This is a genomic window from Serratia sp. CMO1 (genome assembly GCF_015689115.1).
Classification (GTDB): Bacteria; Pseudomonadota; Gammaproteobacteria; order Enterobacterales; family Enterobacteriaceae; genus Serratia; species Serratia marcescens.
Map to the genome: position 1 here is coordinate 3,206,406 of NZ_CP065032.1, position 19,393 is coordinate 3,225,798.

Consider the following 19,393-nt stretch of genomic DNA (forward strand, 5'->3'; position numbering starts at 1 on the left):
CGCATTGGATCAATTATTGTGAGTCAGCAGATAAGACCTTCATCTGATCGCTCGCCCGTGCGCGTAATAGCGATAACCGGCTGTGACGGCTCGGGAAAATCCACATTAGCCGCCAGCCTGGTCAACGCGTTATCGGCACAAGAACCTGCCGAACTGCTGTATCTCGGCCAGTCTTCCGGGCGCATCGGCGAATGGATCAGTTCGCTGCCGATTATTGGCGCGCCCTTCGGGCGTTATTTGCTGAAGAAATCGGAACGCGTGCATGAGCGCCCTTCCACACCGCCGGATAATGCCACGGCGCTGGTGATATTTTTACTCTCCTATTGGCGCGTTTATAAATTCCGTCGCATGCTGAAGAAAAGCCGCAGCGGCGCATTACTGATCACCGATCGTTATCCGCAGGCCGAAGTGGCGGGGTTTCGTTTCGATGGCCCGCAGTTGGCGAAAACCGCCGGCGGCAATCGCTGGATCCGCTGGTTGAGAAAGCGCGAACAAAACCTGTACCAATGGATGGCGTCTTATCAGCCCTTATTATTAATTCGGCTGGATATTGACGAACAAACGGCCTATTCACGCAAACCCGATCACTCGCTGGCGGCGTTGCGTGAAAAGATCGCCGTCATCCCGCACCTGACGTTTAACGGCGCTAACATATTGGATTTAGACGGCCGCGAACCCGCCGACCGTATTTTCGACGCATCGCTGCGCGCCGTTAAAATATCGCTGAGGGCCGCCAATGCCTAGCCGACAAATAACCTTTTCGTACCGAAACAGATGAAAAAAAATAAACTCACCGCCGAACAGGATACCTCTCCCGCCTGCATCACCGGGCTGATTGCCGTGGTGGGCAGCGACGGCACGGGCAAGTCCACGCTGACCGCCGACCTGGTGAAAAACCTGCAGCAACATCGCCCCACGGAGCGGCGCTATTTGGGGCTGATCTCCGGCGAAGACGGCGACAAAATCAAAAAGTTGCCGTTCATCGGCGTGTGGCTGGAACGGCGCCTGGCGGCGAAATCCGACAAAACCCAGCGCATGAGCAACAGGCCGCCGGCGCTGTGGGCGGCGCTGATCATGTACGGTTTTTCGCTGTGGCGCGCATCCAACCTGCGCAAGGTGCGGCGGCTGGCGCAGAGCGGCGTTCTGGTGATAAGCGATCGCTACCCGCAGGCGGAAATCTCAGGCTTTTACTACGATGGGCCCGGCATCGGCGTGGAGCGCGCAAAAGGGTGGCTATTGAGCCGCCTGGCGGCGCGCGAACGCCGTTTATATCAACGCATGGCCGTCTATCGGCCGGCGCTGATCATTCGCCTTGATATCGACGTCGATACGGCCTTTTCCCGCAAGCCCGATCACAGTTACGAAGAGCTGAAAGACAAGATCGCCGCCATGGTGCGCCTGCAATACAACGGCTCGCGCATCATCGAGCTGGACGCCAGAGCCCCTTACGACGAGGTGCTGAGCAATGCGCTCAACGCCATTTCCGCCGTGGTGAACCCCGCGAAGCGCCCGCAGAGCGATCTCGGGCAACCCGGCGAGAACGCCGGTAAAGAAACTCAGGTTTATTAAACGAATACAGGGCAAGCGCATGACTGCGGAACACAAAATGCAGCAAAACAACGATAACGGCTGGTTTGGGCTATGAAACGGTGGTTTTCCGACGGCGCGTTTCGTTCCATTTTACGTAATGCCGCCTACCTGGGCTCCGGCAGCGTCGCCAGCGCGCTGCTCGGCCTGCTGGCGCTCTCCTGCGCCGGTAAAGGCATGTCGCCTGAAATGTTCGGCGTGCTGGTGGTGATCCAGGCCTATACCAAAGCGGTCAGCGATTTCATCAAATTCCAGACCTGGCAGTTTGTTGTGCAATTCGGCACTCCGGCGCTGGAGCATCAAAATACCGGGCGCTTCCGCGACGTCGTCGCCTTCTCCTTCGGCCTGGATATCGCCAGCGGCGTCATCGCCGTGCTGGGCGGCATGATCATGCTGCCATTCTTGTCTCACGCCCTGGGGCTGGACAGCGAAAGCTTCTGGCTCGCCATGCTGTACTGCACCCTGATCCCATCGATGACCTCGTCCACGCCGACCGGCGTGCTGCGCGCCTTCAACCGCTTCGATCTCATCGCCATCCAGCAGGCGATCAAGCCGTTCCTGCAGGCGGTGGGCAGCGTCATCTCCTATTATTTCGATCTGGGGTTCCCCGGCTTTATCGTCACCTGGTACGCCTCGAACCTGATCGGCGGCACGCTGTTTTGGTGGTTCACTGCGCGCGAACTGCGCCGCCGCGATATCCACGGCGCGCTGAGGCCGCGCCTGTTCAACGTCGCGCGCCGCATCGAGGGCGCCTGGAACTTCGTCTGGACCACCAACATCGCCCATACCATCTGGGCCGCGCGCAACTCCTGCACCACCGTGCTGGTGGGCGTGGTGCTCGGGCCGGCCGCCGCCGGGCTGTTCAAGATCGCCATGACCTTCTTCGATGCGACGGGCACCCCGGCCAAGCTGCTGGAGAAAAGCTTCTATCCCGAGATCATGCGCCTGGATCCGCGCACCAAGACCCCGTGGCTGCTCGGCCTGCGCTCCTCGCTGCTGGCCGGCGGCATCGGCCTGGCCGTCGCGGTGTTGATGTTGCTGGTGGGCAAGCCGCTTATTTCCGCGGTCTTCGGGCAGCAATACCTGGAAGCCTATGACCTGATTCAAATCATGCTGGGCGCGATCATCGTCTCCATGATGGGCTTCCCGCAGGAATCCTTACTGTTTATGGCGGGCAAGCAGCGCGCTTTCCTGATCGCGCAGGCGACGGCCTCGGCGGCCTACATTGCGCTGCTGGTGTCGATGGCGTATGCCTTCGGCGTGCAGGGCGCCGCCTTCGCTTATTTACTTGGGCAATGTTTAGACGTTCTGTTATCCCTGATACCGACGATCGGCGCCTACCGCAATCGCTTTATGTTGGGGCTGAATGTGCCCAAAGAGAGTAATCAATGACCGCTAGCAATAATTGGAAAAAGTTCTCCGCCGAAACCACCCAGGCGCTGTTTGTCGCGGTGGAAGAGGACGACCTGGTTGAGGCGAATATCAGCCTGCCGCAGCAGATCGATCTGGAATGCTCCCCCGAGAGCATTCGGGACAACTACGCGCTGTGCCTGCAGTTTTGGGAAGACGGCTTTTCCCGCCGCGAGCTGCTGCAATTGGTGAACGGTTTCCTGCAAGATCCGCAGTTGGCGGCGGCGACCCGCATGCGCTACAAATATATCCGCGCCCGCTATAAGCACCTGCGCTTCGCCCAGCAGCTGTACGGCGCCCCCCACCGCGCCAACCGCCTGTTCCACACCACCACCGTGGTGCTCGGCCATTTTCAGGACGCGTTTCGCAACGGCAACCAGAAGAACCTGACGCTGTACGGCAACCTGCTGCGGCTGCTGCTCAGCAAGCCTGTGTGGTCTTACGTGCGCTATGCGCTGCGCCACACCCGGCTGGAAAGTGCACAGGGCTTTATTCACACCTACCGCCAGGAGCAAATGCGCCAGCTGCAAACGCTGATCGCCGGCCCGGCGCTGACCGGGCATCAGTTCCATGACGTGCGCAAAATCGTCAGCCGCCAGGTCTCGTTCTACGACACGCTGAGATCGATCGATCCCGACAACCGCGAGGCCCGGCAGATCTCGCGCTTCCTGGCGGCGATTAACGGCCTGATGGGCGACCGGCATGACGTGATGGTGGCGGACAAGCTGGCCGGCGGCGATATCTATGATCGGCCGGCGATCCTGGATATCGACATCCGCCAGCGCCTGGAGCTGCTGCTGGCGCGTTTTCCGCTGTCGTTTTCCCAGCCGGCCATCGCGGCGGGCAGATAAGCGGGTTGCACGGAGCCATGATGACGTTACCTCGCTTGCTGACCCTTGCGCTGCTGCTGTCGCCGCTGACGGCATCTGCGCATAACTTCGTGCATGGCCGGCCGGTGGCGCCGATCGCCATCGCCGATCGCGGCGAGCTGCTGCTGCGCAACGGCGATTTCAGCTACCGGCCGTGGAACAGCGCAAAACTGGCGGGCAAGGTGCGGGTGATCCAGTACATCGCCGGGCGCACCTCCGCCAAAAAGAAGAATTCGCTGCTGATCAACGCCGTTAAGGACGCGAACCTGCCGGGCGATCGCTTCCAGCCGACCACCATCGTCAACACCGACGATGCGATTCCGGGCTCCGGCTTCTTCGTGCGCGGCAAGATCGAGAAAAACAAGCGGCATTATCCCTGGGCGCAATTCATCGTCGACAGCGACGGGCTGGGGCGCATGGCCTGGCGGCTGCCGGAGGAAAGCTCCACCATCGTAGTGCTGGACAAGGCCGGGCGCGTGCAGTGGGCGAAGGACGGCGCACTCACCCCGCAGGAAGTTGACCAGGTGATCGCCCTGCTGCGCGCGCTGATCGCGCAGGAGACGCCATGAAGCGCACGCCGCCGGGAACTGATAACGCATGTCTTTGATTGAACGCTATATCACGGTTGAGATCCGCCGTCTGGTGATGATGATCGCCGGGTTTCTGATCTTCATGTTCGCCAGCTACTCCGCCCAGCGCTACCTGACCGACGCCGCCAACGGCACGCTGGCGCTGCGGGTGGTGGCCGACGTGGTTTTCTATAAATCGCTGATCGCGCTGGAGATGATATTGCCCGTCGCGCTGTATGTCTCGGTAGCGGTCGCGCTGAGCCAGATGTACAGCGATGCGGAGATCACCGCCATGCTGGCCGCCGGCGCCAGCCCGCTGCGGCTGTACAAGGCGGTGCTGCTGCTCGCCGTGCCGCTGGCGATCGCGGTCACGCTGCTGTCGCTGTATGGCAGGCCCTGGGCGTACGCCAATATTTATCAGCTGCAGCAACAGTCGCAATCGGTGCTGGACGTGAGCCACCTGCAGGCCGACAAATTCAACGTCAGCGGCAACGGCCGCATGATCCTCGCCAATCACGTCGACAAAACGGCCAACCACCTGACGGACGCCCTGATTTATGTGCGCGGCGGCCATCACACCAACCTGTACCGCGCGCAGTCGGTGGAAGTGCTCGACGCCTCTCCCGCCAGCCCCGCCGTGCGGCTGAAAACCGGCACCGCCTATGTGCTGGATCGCCAGGGCGCCGACGACAACGGCCAGAATTACGACAACTTTGACATCGCGCTCAAACCGTTCGTGCCCAGCGCCGAGAGCCGGCACAAGTCGGCCTCGCCGGCGGAACTGGCGCGCTCCGCCGATCCAGGCGACGCCGCCGAACTGCAATGGCGCGAGAGCCGTGGGCTGACCACCGTGCTGATGGTGCTGCTGGCGATCCCCTTTAGCCGCATCAAGCCGCGGCAGGGGCGCTACGCCGCGCTGCTGCCCCTGACGGTGCTGTTTACCGTGATTTTCTATGGCGGCAACATTTGCCGCACGCTGGTGGCCAACGGCTCTCTGCCGACGATCCCCGGCGTTTGGCTGGTGCCGCTGGCGATGGCTGTCGGCATCGCCCTGCTGCTGGCGCGCGACTTATCCCTGCTGCGGAAACCCTCCCGATGACTATTTTTAGCCGTTACCTGATCCGCAACGTGTTCATCGGCTTCGCCGCCGCGGCCGGGCTGCTCATCCCGCTGTTCACCACCTTTACGCTGATCAACGAGCTGGAGGACGTCACTCCGGGCGGCTACCGCTGGCAGCAGGCGCTGCTAGTGACCGTGATGACGCTGCCGCGCAGCCTGGTCGATCTGGGGCCGTTTATCGCGCTGCTCGGCGGCATCGTCGGGCTGGGGCAGCTGTCTAAAAGCCTGGAGCTGACGGCGATCCGTTCCGCCGGGATGTCGATATTCCGCATCGCGCTGGTGATGCTCGCCGCCGGGCTGCTGATGAACCTCTCGCTCGGCGCCCTCGATGAATGGGCCGCCTCGCCGCTGCAACAACGCGCGCTGCAGATGAAAAACAACGCGCTGGCGCAGTCGAACAGTAACGACGTCACCGTTAACCCGCTGTGGGCGCGGCGCGGCAACGAGTTTGTGACGGTAAAAACCGTCGATGAGAACGACCAGCCCCACGGCATTGAGATCTTCCGTTATCAGGCCAACCGCGCGCTGGAGTCTTACATTTACGCCGACAGCGCCAGCACCGCCGCCGACGGCAACTGGCTGCTGCACAACGTGATGCAGAAAAGCTGGCAAGGCAGAAAGGAGACGATTGCGCGGCAAGACAGCCTGCTCTGGCGCTCGCTGTTCGCGGTGCCGAGCCTGAAAGAGCTGACCCTGCCGGCGGGCAGTTTCTCGCTCCAACAGCTGGATCGCTATATCGATTATCTGCAGGGCTCTGGGCAACCCAGCACCGAATACCGCCTGGCGCTGTGGAAAAAACTCGGCCAGCCTCTGCTGGTGCTGGCGATGATTTTGCTGGCCATCCCGTTTACCTTCACCGCCCCACGTGCGCCCGGCATGGGCAGCCGATTAGCGCTCGGCGTCATCATTGGGCTGCTGACCTACATCGCTTACCAAATCGTCCTCAATCTGGGGTTGCTGTTCGCCCTCAACGCGCCCTTCACCGCCCTCGCTCCGCCCCTGTTGCTCCTGGCGTTGGCGCTGGCGCTGGTTTATCGGTTTGATCGGCGGGGTTAGGAGTGAGAACCGTGGAATGATGGGAAGGGCTGCAGGTGATTTACTCGTCCGCAGGTTGCACCCTATCCGCTAAGGTTGAGGGAGTACCTGCGCCGCCACTCATCGACGACATCACCTAACGTCTTTGGCATGTCATTGCGTATCCATGCCATAAACTCACGATCGAAGCGAAAATCTTCTCCGCACGCCTCAACCATGAAACGACGAACGTTTTGCGTATTTTTGTAGCTTTTATCCACGATCGTGGCGCGTGTTAGCAATGCGCTATGCCAATCGATTTTCAATTTAACCACTCCTGTGAAGAGCCGTTCGATAAAGAGCTTCAACCTGGTCTGACAAGTCGCACTTTTGTCACGCCCATTTCGGCGCAAAGTGGATGTGGAGAAAAGCATAGTCCAGATCGCCATTTACGCGCTGTTATATGTACGAGCGCATTTTTGCCATCGCCTTCAAACAGGGGCGGAGTGGCAACCGCCCCTGTTCGTTCAGTGGGATTAACGCAGTTCCTTGGCTATCGCACTAAACATCAGCGATGCCTCCAGCGGTTGGGCGCTGAAGGAAGGCTCCGCCTGCGGCCAGGTGGACCACTGGACGATCACCAGATTCTCCGCCTGATTGACCATGATCATCTGGCCGAAGATCCCCAGCGCCCACAGAGAATGCTTGAGGGACGCCTGCGGAGTGGGTTCTACGTTAGCCGCATTCGCCGGCACTTCATTGTTCCACCACTGGTAGCCGTAGATGCCGTCAGGATGCGCCGCCGACACCGAGCCCGCCGCCCGCGTCCAGTTGGCCGACTGGGCTACCCAATCAGCCGGCAAGATCTGTTTGCCGTTCGGCAGCGTCCCGTTATGCAGAATGAACTCACCGAAACGCCCCCAGTCTTCCAGCGTGGCGTTAAAGCCGTGCGCACCCACGTCGTGCTGGCCTTTGGCGTAGGCATGCCACACGCCGTCGCTCGCCATGCCGTAGGGCTGCCAGATGCTTTGCTCAAGATAGGCCGCCAGCGGCATGCCGGTGGCGCGTTCCAGCACGTCGCCCAGCAGCCACGCGCCGCCGGAGGAGTAAGACCAGTTCTGCCCGGCCGGATGCGCACGCTGCAAACCGGCCACCAGCTTGCGCACGCAGGCATAGGCGCCGGGCCTGGCCTCACACTCGGTCAGCTGCGCGAAGTCCGATTTCGGGTTGGTGTAATCCTCATTCCACGCCACGCCGGAGGTGTGGGTGATCAGCTGCCTGAGGGTCACGCCGTCCCACGCGGTGCCTTTCAGATCGGGTTCGTATTGCGTGATGAGATCGTCGAGCGAGCGGATCTTGCCCTGTTTAATCGCCACACCCACCAGCGTGGCGACCACGGATTTGCCCACCGAGCGCGACGTCCACAGCGTGGCGTCGGTATTGCCCTGCCCCAGATATTTCCAGGCGATTTTGCCGTTCTTCAATACCAGCATGCCGCTGACATTCTGGCGCTGCAGGTAATCCTGCAGGTGGTAGGTTTTGCCATTCACCCGATAGCTGGCGTCGGTTAGCTGTTTAGCGGCAGCCGGCAGCGGCGCAGCGTTACCGTGGTGAAATACATCCCCGGCATAGTTACGGTAGTCGTTACGAAAACCGATCACCCGGTCGCTCTGGCTCCAGGTGAGCATCTTGTGCGTATCCGGCAATTGCGCATCGAAAGGCGCGGGACAGGCGCTGAGTTCGGTGCCCGCACAGGCGGCCAGGGCGGCGGGCGCCAACAGGCCGCTGCAGAGACTGATGACAACGCCCGCCAGCAGGCTGCGGTTAAACACTTTGCTTTTCATATTTTTTCTCGCTTAGCTCAGGAAGGCGTTCAGCTTAAAAAAACGCGGCCTATAATAAAAAACGCCTAATGGGGGAAAATCCCCCGCAAAATCGACGGGAGAACCGCGTGCCGAGCCTGATTTATTCCTTTGCCCAACTGGAAGCCTTCACCGCCGTGGCCGAGCACGGCAGCCTGGCGAAAGCCGCGCTCAAGCTGGGCAAAGACCGCACGACGCTGCGCGATTTGATTGATTTTCTCGAGGATGGCTTGGGCTATGCGCTGTTCCTGCGCGAGGGGCGCAGCCTGCACCTGACGCCGGAAGGCGAACAGCTGCAGCGCCAGGCGCACCTGCTGATGCGCCAGGTGAAAGCGTTTGAGGCGTTTGCCAAAGACGTGCCGAAGAGCGCGGCGCAGGAAATCTCGCTGGTCTACGATCCCTTTACGCCCCGCGCGCTACTGCAGGCGCTGATTGCCGCGATGGCCCAACGCAACACGCGCTTGAGCCTGATTAACGCCTCGCGCGAAGAAGCGGAAAGGTTGCTGGCAAACGGCCAGGCCGATCTGGGGATCTGCCAGGCGCGCCATCGCAGCGTGGGCGACGCCATGGAGTGGCGCGCCTTAGGGGCGATAGAGATGGACTTTTACGCCGCAAAAGCGCTTTTCCCCGGCGCGGAACAGCCGCTCTCGCTGCTGGAACTCTCCCTGACTCCGCAGGTAATTATGCACCCGGATTCTGACGAGCCCGTGGCGCGCCGCCTGCAAATTTCCGGGCACACTATCTTCACCAACGAGCTGGAGATGCTGCGCGCCCTGCTCGAACAGGGCTGCGGCTGGGGATTCCTGCCGACGCATATGCATGCCGAACGGTGGAAAAACGTCAACACGCTGCGCACCGAAGTGGGCAGCCAGGGGATCAGCCAAACCATGGTGACCATCTGGAAGCCGGGCAATGACCGGCGAACGCTGATTGATGAGACGTTGGGGCTGTTGCCGGGGTTATGGCGGGAGTAATCGGTTTGACTTTACGGGATTAATGGTTTTTATTACCAAATTTTCGGACAGCAACCTGCTAAACTGGGGTCACTTGGCCCTTTCGCTAGCAATTCTAAGAAAGTGGTTACTTTGAAAATGGCGCCGAGTAGGAATGATGATAGTTATTTTTTCCGTACAAGAAATCGGCATCCAGTCATTATATCCTGCAGACTTATCTTCATTTTTTTGTCTAAGATTGCTATGATAAAGCAATGGTGACCGGCCAATGTAAATATAAATTAAACACATCTTAAATGATTACATTTGCCAATTAATAGCTTTTTAATTATTTTGTTGGTTAGCCTTTGCGTTAAAGAAGCAACAATAGAGCTTTTCACCGCCGGCAAAGAAATAACCACACAGGCTTTCATCTAAAAATTATCATTCTTATATAAAGAGCGTAAAAAGGAATGTAACATTGTATATAACAAGGGTAAAATAAGTGAACATATTCATACTACCTGCATGCTTGGTATTACTAAGCGCCATGTTGCGTAGCTTTATCGTGAATAAAAACAGAACTCCCTCGATAATTAGTGAGATCCTTTTAGGGTTACCGGTTGATTTAACATTTGTGGCACTCTCAATCGCAATCTCTTCGGCTGCATTTAATCCGCATTGGCTAGAAAATCGTGCAACGTTAATCGTTGGCATACTATTAGTGGCAGTTTTTCAATTGGGAGCATTATATAGGCCTTGCAAGGAATATATAGATGAAGATAAGAACTGGCACTCTTTCGGCATGTGGTTTTTAAACACAGTTATTACTGTTTTTGTTTTTTCATTCTTGGTTTTTAAGGTGGTGACATGATGAAAGAAATGAATCCTTTTGAATTTATAGTTGCATTTTCACTATTAATGCTTATAGTTACAATTATGATGGCTTTCATGTTTCATACTATGCAAAAAAAAAGAGAGTCTCGCTACAATGAAGAGAAAAATAGAATTGAATTAGATCTTCTTCGTCATAATCTGGAGTCGCAAATATACTCTTTAAATAAAAGACTTAGTAAAACATCATCCAGATTTGAAGATGCCTATCACTTGCAACTATATGGGAATTCTGATATTGATGACTTTGATAAACGCAAAGTGGTTATTAATGGTTTTTTAAAAAATGCAGGAATAAAGGACACTGATTTAGTAGAAAAAAACCACGTATTTGTTCTTACGCCTTTTCATAGTGAGTTTGATGGGGTATATGACGTAATCAAATCTACATGTGAAAAAGCTGATATTAGATGTTTTCGAGGTGATGAACAAAATTTCAAAGGAGATATATTTCCTCATGTACTGAAAAATATCTTACAAGCCAAGGTAGTCATTGCTAACTTGGGGGGGAGAAATCCAAACGTACTTTACGAGTTAGGTTTATCACATGCATTGGATAAAACAACAATTTTGGTATCACAACTACTCGATGACTTACCTGTAGACATCAAGTCAAAAAGAATAGTAACTTACAAAGATCTTAATGAATTAGAAATTGCTCTACCTGTGGAACTATTAAAAGCCATGAAACAATCATAACTTTAACCATTAAACCTCATGAAAAACTAGTAAATTAGACTATGAAAAATCTCTTTATCATTCTTGAGCTAGTGAAAATCAAGGTTATTTAAACAATAAAAAATATATAAATCACAGCATTAATTTAATATGATAATACATGTAATATTTCAATATTTTCAGCTATAGATATTTGAAAGAAAATATATTCTTAGCTTAAATAAAGTAATTAAACAGAAAAATAGTGAGTTCTATCATGGCAAAACCGCGCATTTTCATTAGTTCAACTTTTTTTGACTTACGCTCTATGAGGGCAAGTCTTGAGCGTTTTGTAAAAGAAATAGGATATGACCCTGTTCTTTTTGAACGGGGCCATATCCCATGGGGAAAAGAAGAGTCTTTAGAAAACTATTGCTATAGGGAAATTCACACTTGTGATATATTAATTGCAGTAATAGGTGGCAAGTTCGGCTCGACATCGAAAAATAATGACTCATCAATTACTCAGAATGAAATAAATGAAGCCTTCGAGAAAGGTAAGCAGGTATATATTTTTGTCGACAAAGCAGTCTATTCTGAGTATTACACATATCAAAAAAACAAACATTTGGACGGATTTACACCAATATCAGTAGACAACATAAAAGTTTTCGATTTCCTTCAAACAATTTTCAATTTAAACGTTGGTAATCCTGTTGAACCTTTTGAGACGGTAGAAGATATAATTCGTTTTCTTAAAGAGCAATGGGCAGGCCTTTTTCAAAGGCTGCTTGCAACAAGAACCAGAGAGTTTGAAAGCGAATTAATCAGCGACCTCAAAACAAGTAGTGAAACATTAAGAAGCTTAGTCGATATGCTGGTTAAGGATAAAAACCCAAATCAAGTCAATGATATACTAATGCTTCACCACCCTGCATTTGATGCAATAAAAAAAGTTGCGTCTATAACATATAGAGTTGTTTTCTATAACCTTGAAGAGCTCACCCAACTTCTGAGTGCAAGAACATATGTTTTTGATGAGGATAACTCACCAGAAGGATACTATGATTTCGACAATCAGAAAATACAAAAATGCATTCGCGTAAATAAAGATATTTTTGACAATAAAGATAAGTTAAGAGTGATGACCCCTGCAGATTGGCGGAGTGAGTTTGTAAAAATTGTAAAAATAACCGGACCATCAGATGACGACGATGACATCCCATTCTGATGTCAATTTCCGTCCGGAGTCTGGAATTGTTTTTTCATCAAATGGATAACTTATAAGTCCGTCACTGTGCGGATTTATAAGTTGGCTAGAGTACAAACTTAGTTATTTAACAAAAAAAATGAACTATAAGTTCATTTTATCTGCTTTTCAAATTCACTACACCCAAAACAATTTAAATGTAAGAAAAACGCCACCATTTATTTTATATGAAAATAAATTTATTGGATTTTAGTTTGAGAAAGTAATTACTTTGTCATTCAGAAACCCAGCGCAGAATTATAACTTACAAGCCAATTATATTAATAATTAAAAGCTGATGCATAATAAAAAATGAGGCACGTAAAATATCCTCGCGGAAACAATTTGAAACATTAAATATAAATAACTGAAATCAAATAATCACCATTACGTTATCATAAAAATTAAAAACCATTTTAATTGCTTTAAAATTAATTCACTACCCATTTATTAAGTGTGAATACTCACGGCACTCTGCTACCTTATGTAAATTAGATTTACTTGACTATTATAACACTAATATAACCATTAAATAAAAACCAATCTAATATATTTGGTTTTTCCCAAAGACAAGCTTAACACCCATAAAAAAACACTCAGCCCAACTCCCCCCTAGCACCGCCCCCGCCCTTTCCCTACAATAAGGGATCTGTTGAGGCATAACGCAAGGAAAGACGGTGTCGAAAGCCAATCCCAATGCCACTATCGTGGATATCGCCCGCCGCGCCAGGGTGACCAATATCACCGTTTCCCGCGCCTTCAATAAGCCCGAGCTGGTCAAGCCGGAAACCCGCGAGCGCATTCACGCCATCGCCAAAGAGCTGAACTATGTGCCCAACGCGTTCGCACAGGGGCTGAAAAGCAGCAGCAGCCAGATTATCGGCATCGTCACCAGCAGCATGTACAACCCGTTCTATTCCGGCCTGATCAAGACCGTGTCGCGCATTGCGCGCCAGCAGGGCTACCAGATCATGCTGTTCGACACCGACGGCAGCGAAGAGGCGGAAATGCGCGCCATTCAGGCGCTGTTCGGCTACAAGGCGCGCGGTATCCTGCTGTCGGCGGTGCGCGACGACAAGCGCTACCGCCCCGCCTATCTCGAGCTGGCCGAGGTGTACGGCGTGCCGCTGATCCTGATCGACCGCGATCTCTACGATCAGCAGCTGAGCGGCGTGTTCCTCGATAACCGCGAGATCGGCGTGCTGGCCGGGCGCTATCTGGCGGAGCAGCCGGAGCAGAAGCTTTTGATTATCGGCGGCCCGGCGGATTCGGAGATTACCTTAACGCGCACCGCCGGCATCGTTGCGGCCTTGCAGGGCAGCGGGCGTGAGATTCATATCATCAACGGCGACTACGATTTTACCTCGCAAGAGAGCGAGGTGCGCGCCTATCTGGCGCAGCCGGAGAACCGCCCGGATTACATCATCGGCCTGAACGGCATCATCACGCTGGGCGCCATCGCCATCTGCCACGAGATGGGGCTTTATCAGCAGGTGAAGTTCTTCTCAATAGACGAGCCGCCGCGCGCCGGCGCTTACGGCCTGCACATTCCGGGGGTGTATCACGATACGCAGAAACTGGGGGAGATCGCCGCGGAGCTGTTGTTCAGCGCCATTAACAGCCCGCGCGGCGAGTTGCCGGTGCGCAGAGAATTCTTCACCGGCTCGCTGTTGAATCGCTGACGGGCGCTATTGCCCGTAGTAGGCGTGTTTGCCGTGCTTGCGCAGGAAATGTTTGTCCAGCAGCTCCGGCTGCATCGGGGCGATGGCCGGCGCCAGCTGGCGCGTCGCCATCGCCATGATCGCTACCTCTTCCAGCACCACCGCGTTGTGCACCGCATCCGCCGCGTCCTTGCCCCAGGCAAACGGGCCGTGGGAGTAAACCAGCACCCCCGGCACCTGCTGCGGATCGCGCCCCGCCTGATTGAAGGTCTCGATAATCACCTTGCCGGTTTCCCCCTCGTAATCCCCGGCGATCTCCGCCTCGCTCATCGGCCGGGTGCAGGGAATGTCGCCGTAAAAGTAGTCGGCGTGGGTGGTGCCCAGCGCCGGGATCGGCTGCCCGGCCTGCGCCCAGATGGTGGCGTTGCGGCTGTGGGTGTGCACCACGCCGCCGATATCGGCGAAGGCGCGGTACAGCGCCAGGTGGGTGGCGGTGTCGGATGAGGGCTTGCGGTGCCCTTCGCGCACCTTACCCTCCAGATCCACCACCACCAAATCCTCCAGCGTCATCGCCTCGTAGGCGATGCCCGAAGGCTTGATCACCACCAGCCCGCTTTGGCGATCGATCGCCGAGACGTTGCCCCAGGTAAAGGTCACCAGCCCGTATGCCGGCAGGCTGAGGTTGGCGGCCAGCACCTGCCGCTTGAGTTCGTTCAGCATGCGATGCCTCCCTCATTCATCTGTTGTTCGAGCCAGGCCTTGGCCTGGGCGATGCGTTGCTTATCCTGCCCGTCTTCGCGCGCCCACATCTCCAGCAGGTAGGGGCCGCGATAACCGAGCGCATTGAGCACGGAAAAGGCGTGGGCGAAATCCACGCAGCCCTCGCCGAACGGCACGTCGCGGAACTGCCCGGCGCTGCCCGGCCCCACCGCCACGGTGTCTTTGAGGTGCACGGCGGTGATGCTGCCGATGCCCAGCGCCAGCTCGGCGGCGACGTCGTTGCCCCAGGCGCTGAGGTTGCCAAGATCGGGATACACCGTGAACCACGGGCTGTTGACGTGGTGGGCGATGTCGCGCCATTTGCTGATGCTGTTGATGAACGGCGTGTCCATCACCTCCACCGACAGCATCACCTGCGCCCTGGCGGCCTGCGCCGCCGCCCACTGCATGCCCTCGATAAAGCGCTCGCGGCTGTGGCGATCGGCGGGTTCGTAATAGACGTCGTAGCCCGCCAGCTGGATGTTGCGGATGCCGAGATCCGTCGCCAGTTCCAGCGCCTTGCTCATCAGCACACGCGCCCGTTCGCGGGTGGCGGCGTCATGGCTGCCAAACGGATCGCGCCGGTGCGCCGACAGGCACAGGCTCGGCACCGTCACCCCGCTGTCGAGCCGCGCCTGGATAAACGCCAGCCGCTGGCGGCGATCCCAGTCCAGCCGCTGCTGGCGCGCCGGCTGTTCGTCTATCGACATCTCCACAAATTCAAAGCCCAGCTCGGCGGCGGTGGCCAGCCGCTGCGGCCAGCTCAGTTCGGCGGGCAGCGCCTTTTCATACAGCCCCAGACAGGCGGCGTTAGTCGTTTGCATCAGTCACCTCACTCAAAGCCTGGGCGACCGCCAGATAGCGCGCCTGCTGGGCGCGCAGGCGCCGGTGGGCGGCGGTCGCGGGATAATAACAGCGCAATTTGGGCGGCGCGGCGGCGATCGCTTCGGCGAACCCGGCATACTCCCCGGCGCCGACGGCGGCGCACAGGGCGGCGGCGCGGCAGCCGCTTTGGCGGGTTTCCACCACCTCAAGCGGCAGGTTGCCGGCGTCGGCGTACATCTGCATCCAGACCTCAGACTGCGTCGGCCCGCCGGTCATGCGCACCCGTACGATGCGCGGGTTCAGCTGCACCATGCGCTCCTGATGGATCAGGTGCGAAAACACGATGCCCTGGTAGATCGCCTGCACCACGTCCGCCATCTCGTGGTGAGCGCTCAGGCCGATCAGCCCGCCCGGCGTGTTGCCGCCGAGGTTGGAGCCGTACAGATAAGGCAGGAACAGCAGCCCGCTCGGCTGCTCGCGGCGCTCGGCCACCCAGGCGTTGAACTGGGCGTAGCGCTGCCGGTCGTCGGCGCAGAACTGGCGCAGAAACCAGGCCAAATTGCCGGCCGAGGTCGGGCTGCCTTCGTGCACGAAATAGCGGCCGTCGATGCAGTAGCGCCCCCAGGCGTAGGGGTAATCGGCGGGAATGATGCGCTCGGTCACGCAGGTGGCGATCGACCAGGTGCCCGCCACCGCGCTGAGCGTGCGATCGTCGGCCACGCCGGAGCTGAGCGCCGCGCCCACCACGTCGAACAGGCCGCCGTACACCGCGGTGCCCGCTCGCAGGCCGCACTGCGCCGCCGCCGCGGCCGTCACCCGCCCGGCCAGCTGCGCCGAGCCGATCACCGGCGCGGTCTTCTCCTGCGCCTCTTCGATGCCGAAGGCCGCCATCAGCGCCGGATCGTAAGCGCCGCTGCGCTGGTTAAACAGGTTGCTGCCGGAGATGTTGGTCACTTCGGCCGCCGCCTCGCCGGTGAGGCGAAAGCGCAGGTAGTCGTGCGCCATCAGGATGCGATCGACGGCGGCGTATTGCGCCGGCTGCCGCTGCTTCAGCCAGCGCAGCAGCAGCGCCGGGTGGCTGGGCCACAGCGGCTGCAGGCTGCGCGGGTAGCTCTGCGCATCCACGCCGGCGCGGCGCAGCTCAGCCGCCGTGGCCGCCGCGCGGTTGTCCGAGGAGAGGATGCCGTTACCGACCGGTTTGCCGTGGCGGTCGATGGCGTACAGCCCTTTGCCGTGCGCCGAGAAGCTGACGCCGCGCACCTGCCCGGCCTCCAGCCCCGCCGCGTGCAGCGTCTGGCGGATCGCCGCGCAAACGTCATCCCACAGCGCGTCCATATTGCGTTCGCTAAAGCCCGGCTGGGCGGCGATCGCCGCGCCGTCGCGCTCGGCGATCGCCAGCTCTTCGCCGCTTGCCCGGTACAGCCCGGCCTTGATCACCGTGCCGCCGACGTCTATGCCAAGAAAGACTGACATCGCGCCTCCTATTTGCGCCGCACGGAGCTGAGGTAGATGGCGGCCAGGATGATGCCGCCCTTCACCACGTTCTGGATATACGGCGATACGTTCATCAGATTGAGGCCGTTGTTGAGCACCCCGAGCATCATCGCCCCCACCAGCGTGCCGACGATGGCGCCGCGCCCGCCGGAGATCGCCGCCCCGCCCAGCACTACGGCGGCGATGGCGTCCAGCTCGAAGCCTTCGCCGGCGTTGGGCTGCCCGCTCATCAGGCGCGAGGTCAGCACCAGCCCGGCCAGCGCGGCGGTCAGGCCGCTGATCACGTACACCAGCATCTTGTAGCGCGGCACGCGGATGCCGCTCAGGCGCGCCGCCTCTTCATTGCCGCCCATCGCGTAGACGTAGCGGCCGAACGGCAGCTGGTTGAGCATCAGCCAGGCCAGCACATACACGCCGAGCATGATCAGGATCGGCACCTGGATGCCCAGCACCGTGCCGCGGCCGAAGAAGGAGAAGACGTCGGGCAGGCCGGAGATCGGGTAGCCGCCGGTATAAAGCAGCGCCAGGCCGCGGGCGATGCCCATCGAGGCCAGAGTGACGATGATCGGCGGCATGCGCAGGTAGGCGATGCAGGCGCCGTTGGCCAGGCCGAACAGCGCGCCGAGCGCCAACGCCGCTACCATCGCCAGTGGAATGGGCACCGCCGCCAGCATCAGCCCGGCGGCGACCGAACCGGCCAGCGCCATCACCGGCCCCACCGAGAGATCGATGCCGCCGGTCAGGATGGCGCAGGTCATGCCCACCGCGATGATGGCGTTGATCGACACCTGGCGCGCTACGTTGGTCAGGTTGTTGACGCTGAGGAAGCTGTCGTTCAGCAGACTCATCAGCACGAACAGGACAGCGAAGCCGATAAACGGCAGGACCGCCGGGTGATGCAGCAGTTTTTCCCAGCGCTTGCCGAGGCTGAGGCCGGCGGCGCGGCGCGCCACGGCGGGTTGTTCAATTCCGATCATAAGGCACTCCCGGTCGCATTAAGCATGATGTGGTTGGATTCGATGTCGTCGCCGGTCAGCTCGGCGACGATATGGCCGCCGCGAAACACCAGCACGCGGTCGCACACGCCGATGATCTCCGGCAGTTCGGAAGAAATCATGATGATGGAGATGCCCTGCTGGGTCAGTTGCTGCATCAGCTGGTAGATCTCGGCCTTGGCGCCCACGTCTATGCCGCGCGTCGGCTCGTCGAAGATCAGGATGTTGCAGTCATTGTTGAGCCAGCGGGCGATCACCACCTTCTGCTGGTTGCCGCCGCTCAGGGTGCTGACGGCGGTCTCGGCGTCCGGGGTTTTCACCCCCACGGCGCGGATCAGCCGCTGCACCACGTCGCGATCCTTACGGGCGCTGACGAAGATCTTGCCGCGCCGGTGGTGCCGGTTGAGGGTGATGTTCTGCGCCACCGAGAACGGCAGCACCAGGCCCTCGGTTTTGCGGCTCTCCGGCAGCAAGCCGATGCCCTGCGCCAGCGCCTGCGCCGGGGAGCGCAGCGCCGCCGGTTGGCCGCCGAGGCTGACGCGTTTGCGGTGGCAGCGGCTGGCGCCGATCAGCGCCGAGACGGTCTCGGTGCGCCCGGAGCCCACCAGCCCGGCGAAGCCGAGGATCTCGCCCTTGTGCAGGTGGAAGCGGTCGGTCGCGCCGTGCTTCTCGCGCTGGATCTCCGCCTCCAGCAGCACCGTCGCGGTATCGACCGGGTGCTGTTTCGCCGGGAAGGCGTTCTCGATTTTGCGCCCGACCATCAGCCGCACCAGTTCTTCCACGTTGGTGTCGCCGGTGGCCAGCGTTTCGATGTAGGCGCCGTCGCGCAGCACGGTGATGCGATCGCAGATGGTGAAGATCTCGTCCAGGTGGTGCGAGATAAACACCATGCCGACGCCCAGCAGCCGCAGATCGTTCATCACGCTGAACAGGTGCTCGGCCTCGCCCGGCGTCAGCGTGGCGGTCGGTTCATCCAGCACCAGCACCCGCGCCTCCAGCGACAGCGCCTTGGCGATCTCAACGAACTGCTGCTGCGCCACGCTCAACTGCTCCACCGGGCAATCGAGATCGATAGCCACCGTCAGCCGCTTGAAGATCGCCTCGGCCTTGCGCCGCATCGCCCGCCGATCCAGCAGGCCCCAGCGGTTCCTGATCTCCCGGTTGAGGAAGATGTTGTCGATGGCGCTCATATAGGGAATCAACGAGAATTCCTGAAAAATAATGCCGACCCCGGCCTCGATCGCCTGGCGATAGTTGTTAAAGCGGCGCTGCTCGCCGTCGATAAAAATATCGCCCTCGTCCGGCTGATAGATGCCGCACATGATTTTCACCAGCGTCGATTTGCCGGCGCCGTTTTCGCCCAGCAGGGCGTGCACCTCGCCGCGTTGAATGGCCAGATCGATGCCGTCCAGCGCCTTCACGCCGGGAAAGCTTTTCTTGATTCGCTTCAGTTCCAGTAAAGGTGTCACCGCATTGCCCTCCGCGCCGAATGCCCCG

At 57.9% G+C, this 19,393-nt stretch carries 19 protein-coding genes; 12 read left to right on the forward strand and 7 right to left on the reverse strand.

Annotated features, from left to right (window positions below; all coding sequences use genetic code 11):
* Nucleotides 1-18 precede the first annotated feature (18 nt).
* From IT763_RS15315 to lptG, 7 genes are all read left to right on the forward strand, one after another.
* Entirely contained in the window at nt 19-744 is a 726-nt protein-coding gene (locus IT763_RS15315) for a lipoprotein (RefSeq protein WP_033632594.1), read from the forward strand.
* A gap of 30 nt (nt 745-774) precedes the next feature.
* On the forward strand, nt 775-1,569 hold the full coding sequence (locus tag IT763_RS15320; protein WP_049298861.1) for a hypothetical protein: 795 nt from the start codon (nt 775-777) through the stop codon (nt 1,567-1,569).
* A 72-nt stretch (nt 1,570-1,641) separates the two neighbouring features.
* On the forward strand, nt 1,642-2,979 hold the full coding sequence (locus IT763_RS15325; protein ID WP_004935553.1) for a lipopolysaccharide biosynthesis protein: 1,338 nt from the start codon (nt 1,642-1,644) through the stop codon (nt 2,977-2,979).
* Nucleotides 2,976-3,848: a hypothetical protein gene (locus IT763_RS15330; protein WP_206194814.1), complete on the forward strand. Its 873-nt coding sequence runs from the start codon at nt 2,976-2,978 to the stop codon at nt 3,846-3,848. The genes IT763_RS15325 and IT763_RS15330 overlap by 4 nt, the downstream gene beginning before the upstream one ends.
* Nucleotides 3,849-3,868: 20 nt before the next feature.
* Nucleotides 3,869-4,435: a YtfJ family protein gene (locus tag IT763_RS15335; protein ID WP_176063861.1), complete on the forward strand. Its 567-nt coding sequence runs from the start codon at nt 3,869-3,871 to the stop codon at nt 4,433-4,435.
* Nucleotides 4,436-4,463: 28 nt separating this feature from the next.
* Nucleotides 4,464-5,534 (forward strand): LPS export ABC transporter permease LptF, encoded by a 1,071-nt coding sequence (gene lptF, locus IT763_RS15340; RefSeq protein ID WP_016927022.1) that lies wholly within the window; start codon nt 4,464-4,466, stop codon nt 5,532-5,534.
* Complete coding sequence (gene lptG / locus IT763_RS15345) at nt 5,531-6,610, forward strand: LPS export ABC transporter permease LptG (RefSeq protein WP_079449942.1); 1,080 nt, start codon at nt 5,531-5,533, stop codon at nt 6,608-6,610. Before lptF ends, lptG begins: the two co-directional genes overlap by 4 nt.
* A gap of 62 nt (nt 6,611-6,672) precedes the next feature.
* Here lptG and IT763_RS15350 read toward each other — a convergent pair whose 3' ends face one another.
* Together IT763_RS15350 and IT763_RS15355 are read right to left on the reverse strand one after the other, a co-directional pair.
* On the reverse strand, nt 6,673-6,894 hold the full coding sequence (locus IT763_RS15350; protein ID WP_164053055.1) for a DUF6434 domain-containing protein: 222 nt from the start codon (nt 6,892-6,894) through the stop codon (nt 6,673-6,675).
* Between the two features lie 210 nt (nt 6,895-7,104).
* Nucleotides 7,105-8,412 carry a serine hydrolase gene (locus IT763_RS15355; RefSeq protein ID WP_176062913.1) on the reverse strand — a complete coding sequence of 436 codons (1,308 nt, stop codon included), beginning with the start codon at nt 8,410-8,412 and terminating at the stop codon, nt 7,105-7,107.
* A gap of 107 nt (nt 8,413-8,519) precedes the next feature.
* Between IT763_RS15355 and IT763_RS15360 the strand changes: the two genes are divergently transcribed.
* From IT763_RS15360 to IT763_RS15380, 5 genes are all read left to right on the forward strand, one after another.
* Nucleotides 8,520-9,404, forward strand: a complete 885-nt coding sequence (locus IT763_RS15360; RefSeq protein ID WP_176062911.1) for a LysR family transcriptional regulator — start codon at nt 8,520-8,522, stop codon at nt 9,402-9,404.
* Between the two features lie 463 nt (nt 9,405-9,867).
* The gene (locus IT763_RS15365; RefSeq protein WP_176062909.1) at nt 9,868-10,236 is read left to right on the forward strand and encodes a hypothetical protein; all 369 of its coding nucleotides are present in this window, start codon (nt 9,868-9,870) and stop codon (nt 10,234-10,236) included.
* On the forward strand, nt 10,233-10,955 hold the full coding sequence (locus IT763_RS15370; protein WP_206194815.1) for a hypothetical protein: 723 nt from the start codon (nt 10,233-10,235) through the stop codon (nt 10,953-10,955). The genes IT763_RS15365 and IT763_RS15370 overlap by 4 nt, the downstream gene beginning before the upstream one ends.
* A 235-nt stretch (nt 10,956-11,190) precedes the next feature.
* Nucleotides 11,191-12,144 carry a DUF4062 domain-containing protein gene (locus tag IT763_RS15375; RefSeq protein WP_176062905.1) on the forward strand — a complete coding sequence of 318 codons (954 nt, stop codon included), beginning with the start codon at nt 11,191-11,193 and terminating at the stop codon, nt 12,142-12,144.
* 695 nt (nt 12,145-12,839) lie between these two features.
* Nucleotides 12,840-13,844, forward strand: a complete 1,005-nt coding sequence (locus IT763_RS15380; RefSeq protein ID WP_004935582.1) for a LacI family DNA-binding transcriptional regulator — start codon at nt 12,840-12,842, stop codon at nt 13,842-13,844.
* Nucleotides 13,845-13,850: 6 nt separating this feature from the next.
* Here the strand turns inward: IT763_RS15380 and araD are convergent, their stop codons facing one another.
* Genes araD through IT763_RS15405 form a run of 5 tightly spaced genes read right to left on the reverse strand, consistent with a single transcriptional unit; the run spans nt 13,851 to nt 19,365 of the window.
* The gene (gene araD, locus IT763_RS15385; protein WP_033632583.1) at nt 13,851-14,543 is read right to left on the reverse strand and encodes an L-ribulose-5-phosphate 4-epimerase; all 693 of its coding nucleotides are present in this window, start codon (nt 14,541-14,543) and stop codon (nt 13,851-13,853) included.
* A complete protein-coding gene (locus IT763_RS15390) occupies nt 14,537-15,406 on the reverse strand; it encodes an L-ribulose-5-phosphate 3-epimerase (protein WP_176062904.1) in 870 nt (289 codons plus the stop codon). The genes araD and IT763_RS15390 overlap by 7 nt, the downstream gene beginning before the upstream one ends.
* On the reverse strand, nt 15,393-16,880 hold the full coding sequence (locus tag IT763_RS15395) for an FGGY-family carbohydrate kinase (protein ID WP_176062902.1): 1,488 nt from the start codon (nt 16,878-16,880) through the stop codon (nt 15,393-15,395). Before IT763_RS15395 ends, IT763_RS15390 begins: the two co-directional genes overlap by 14 nt.
* A gap of 8 nt (nt 16,881-16,888) precedes the next feature.
* Nucleotides 16,889-17,878, reverse strand: a complete 990-nt coding sequence (locus tag IT763_RS15400) for an ABC transporter permease (RefSeq protein ID WP_033632580.1) — start codon at nt 17,876-17,878, stop codon at nt 16,889-16,891.
* Nucleotides 17,875-19,365 (reverse strand): sugar ABC transporter ATP-binding protein, encoded by a 1,491-nt coding sequence (locus IT763_RS15405; protein WP_206194816.1) that lies wholly within the window; start codon nt 19,363-19,365, stop codon nt 17,875-17,877. Before IT763_RS15405 ends, IT763_RS15400 begins: the two co-directional genes overlap by 4 nt.
* Between the last annotated feature and the right edge of the window lie 28 nt (nt 19,366-19,393).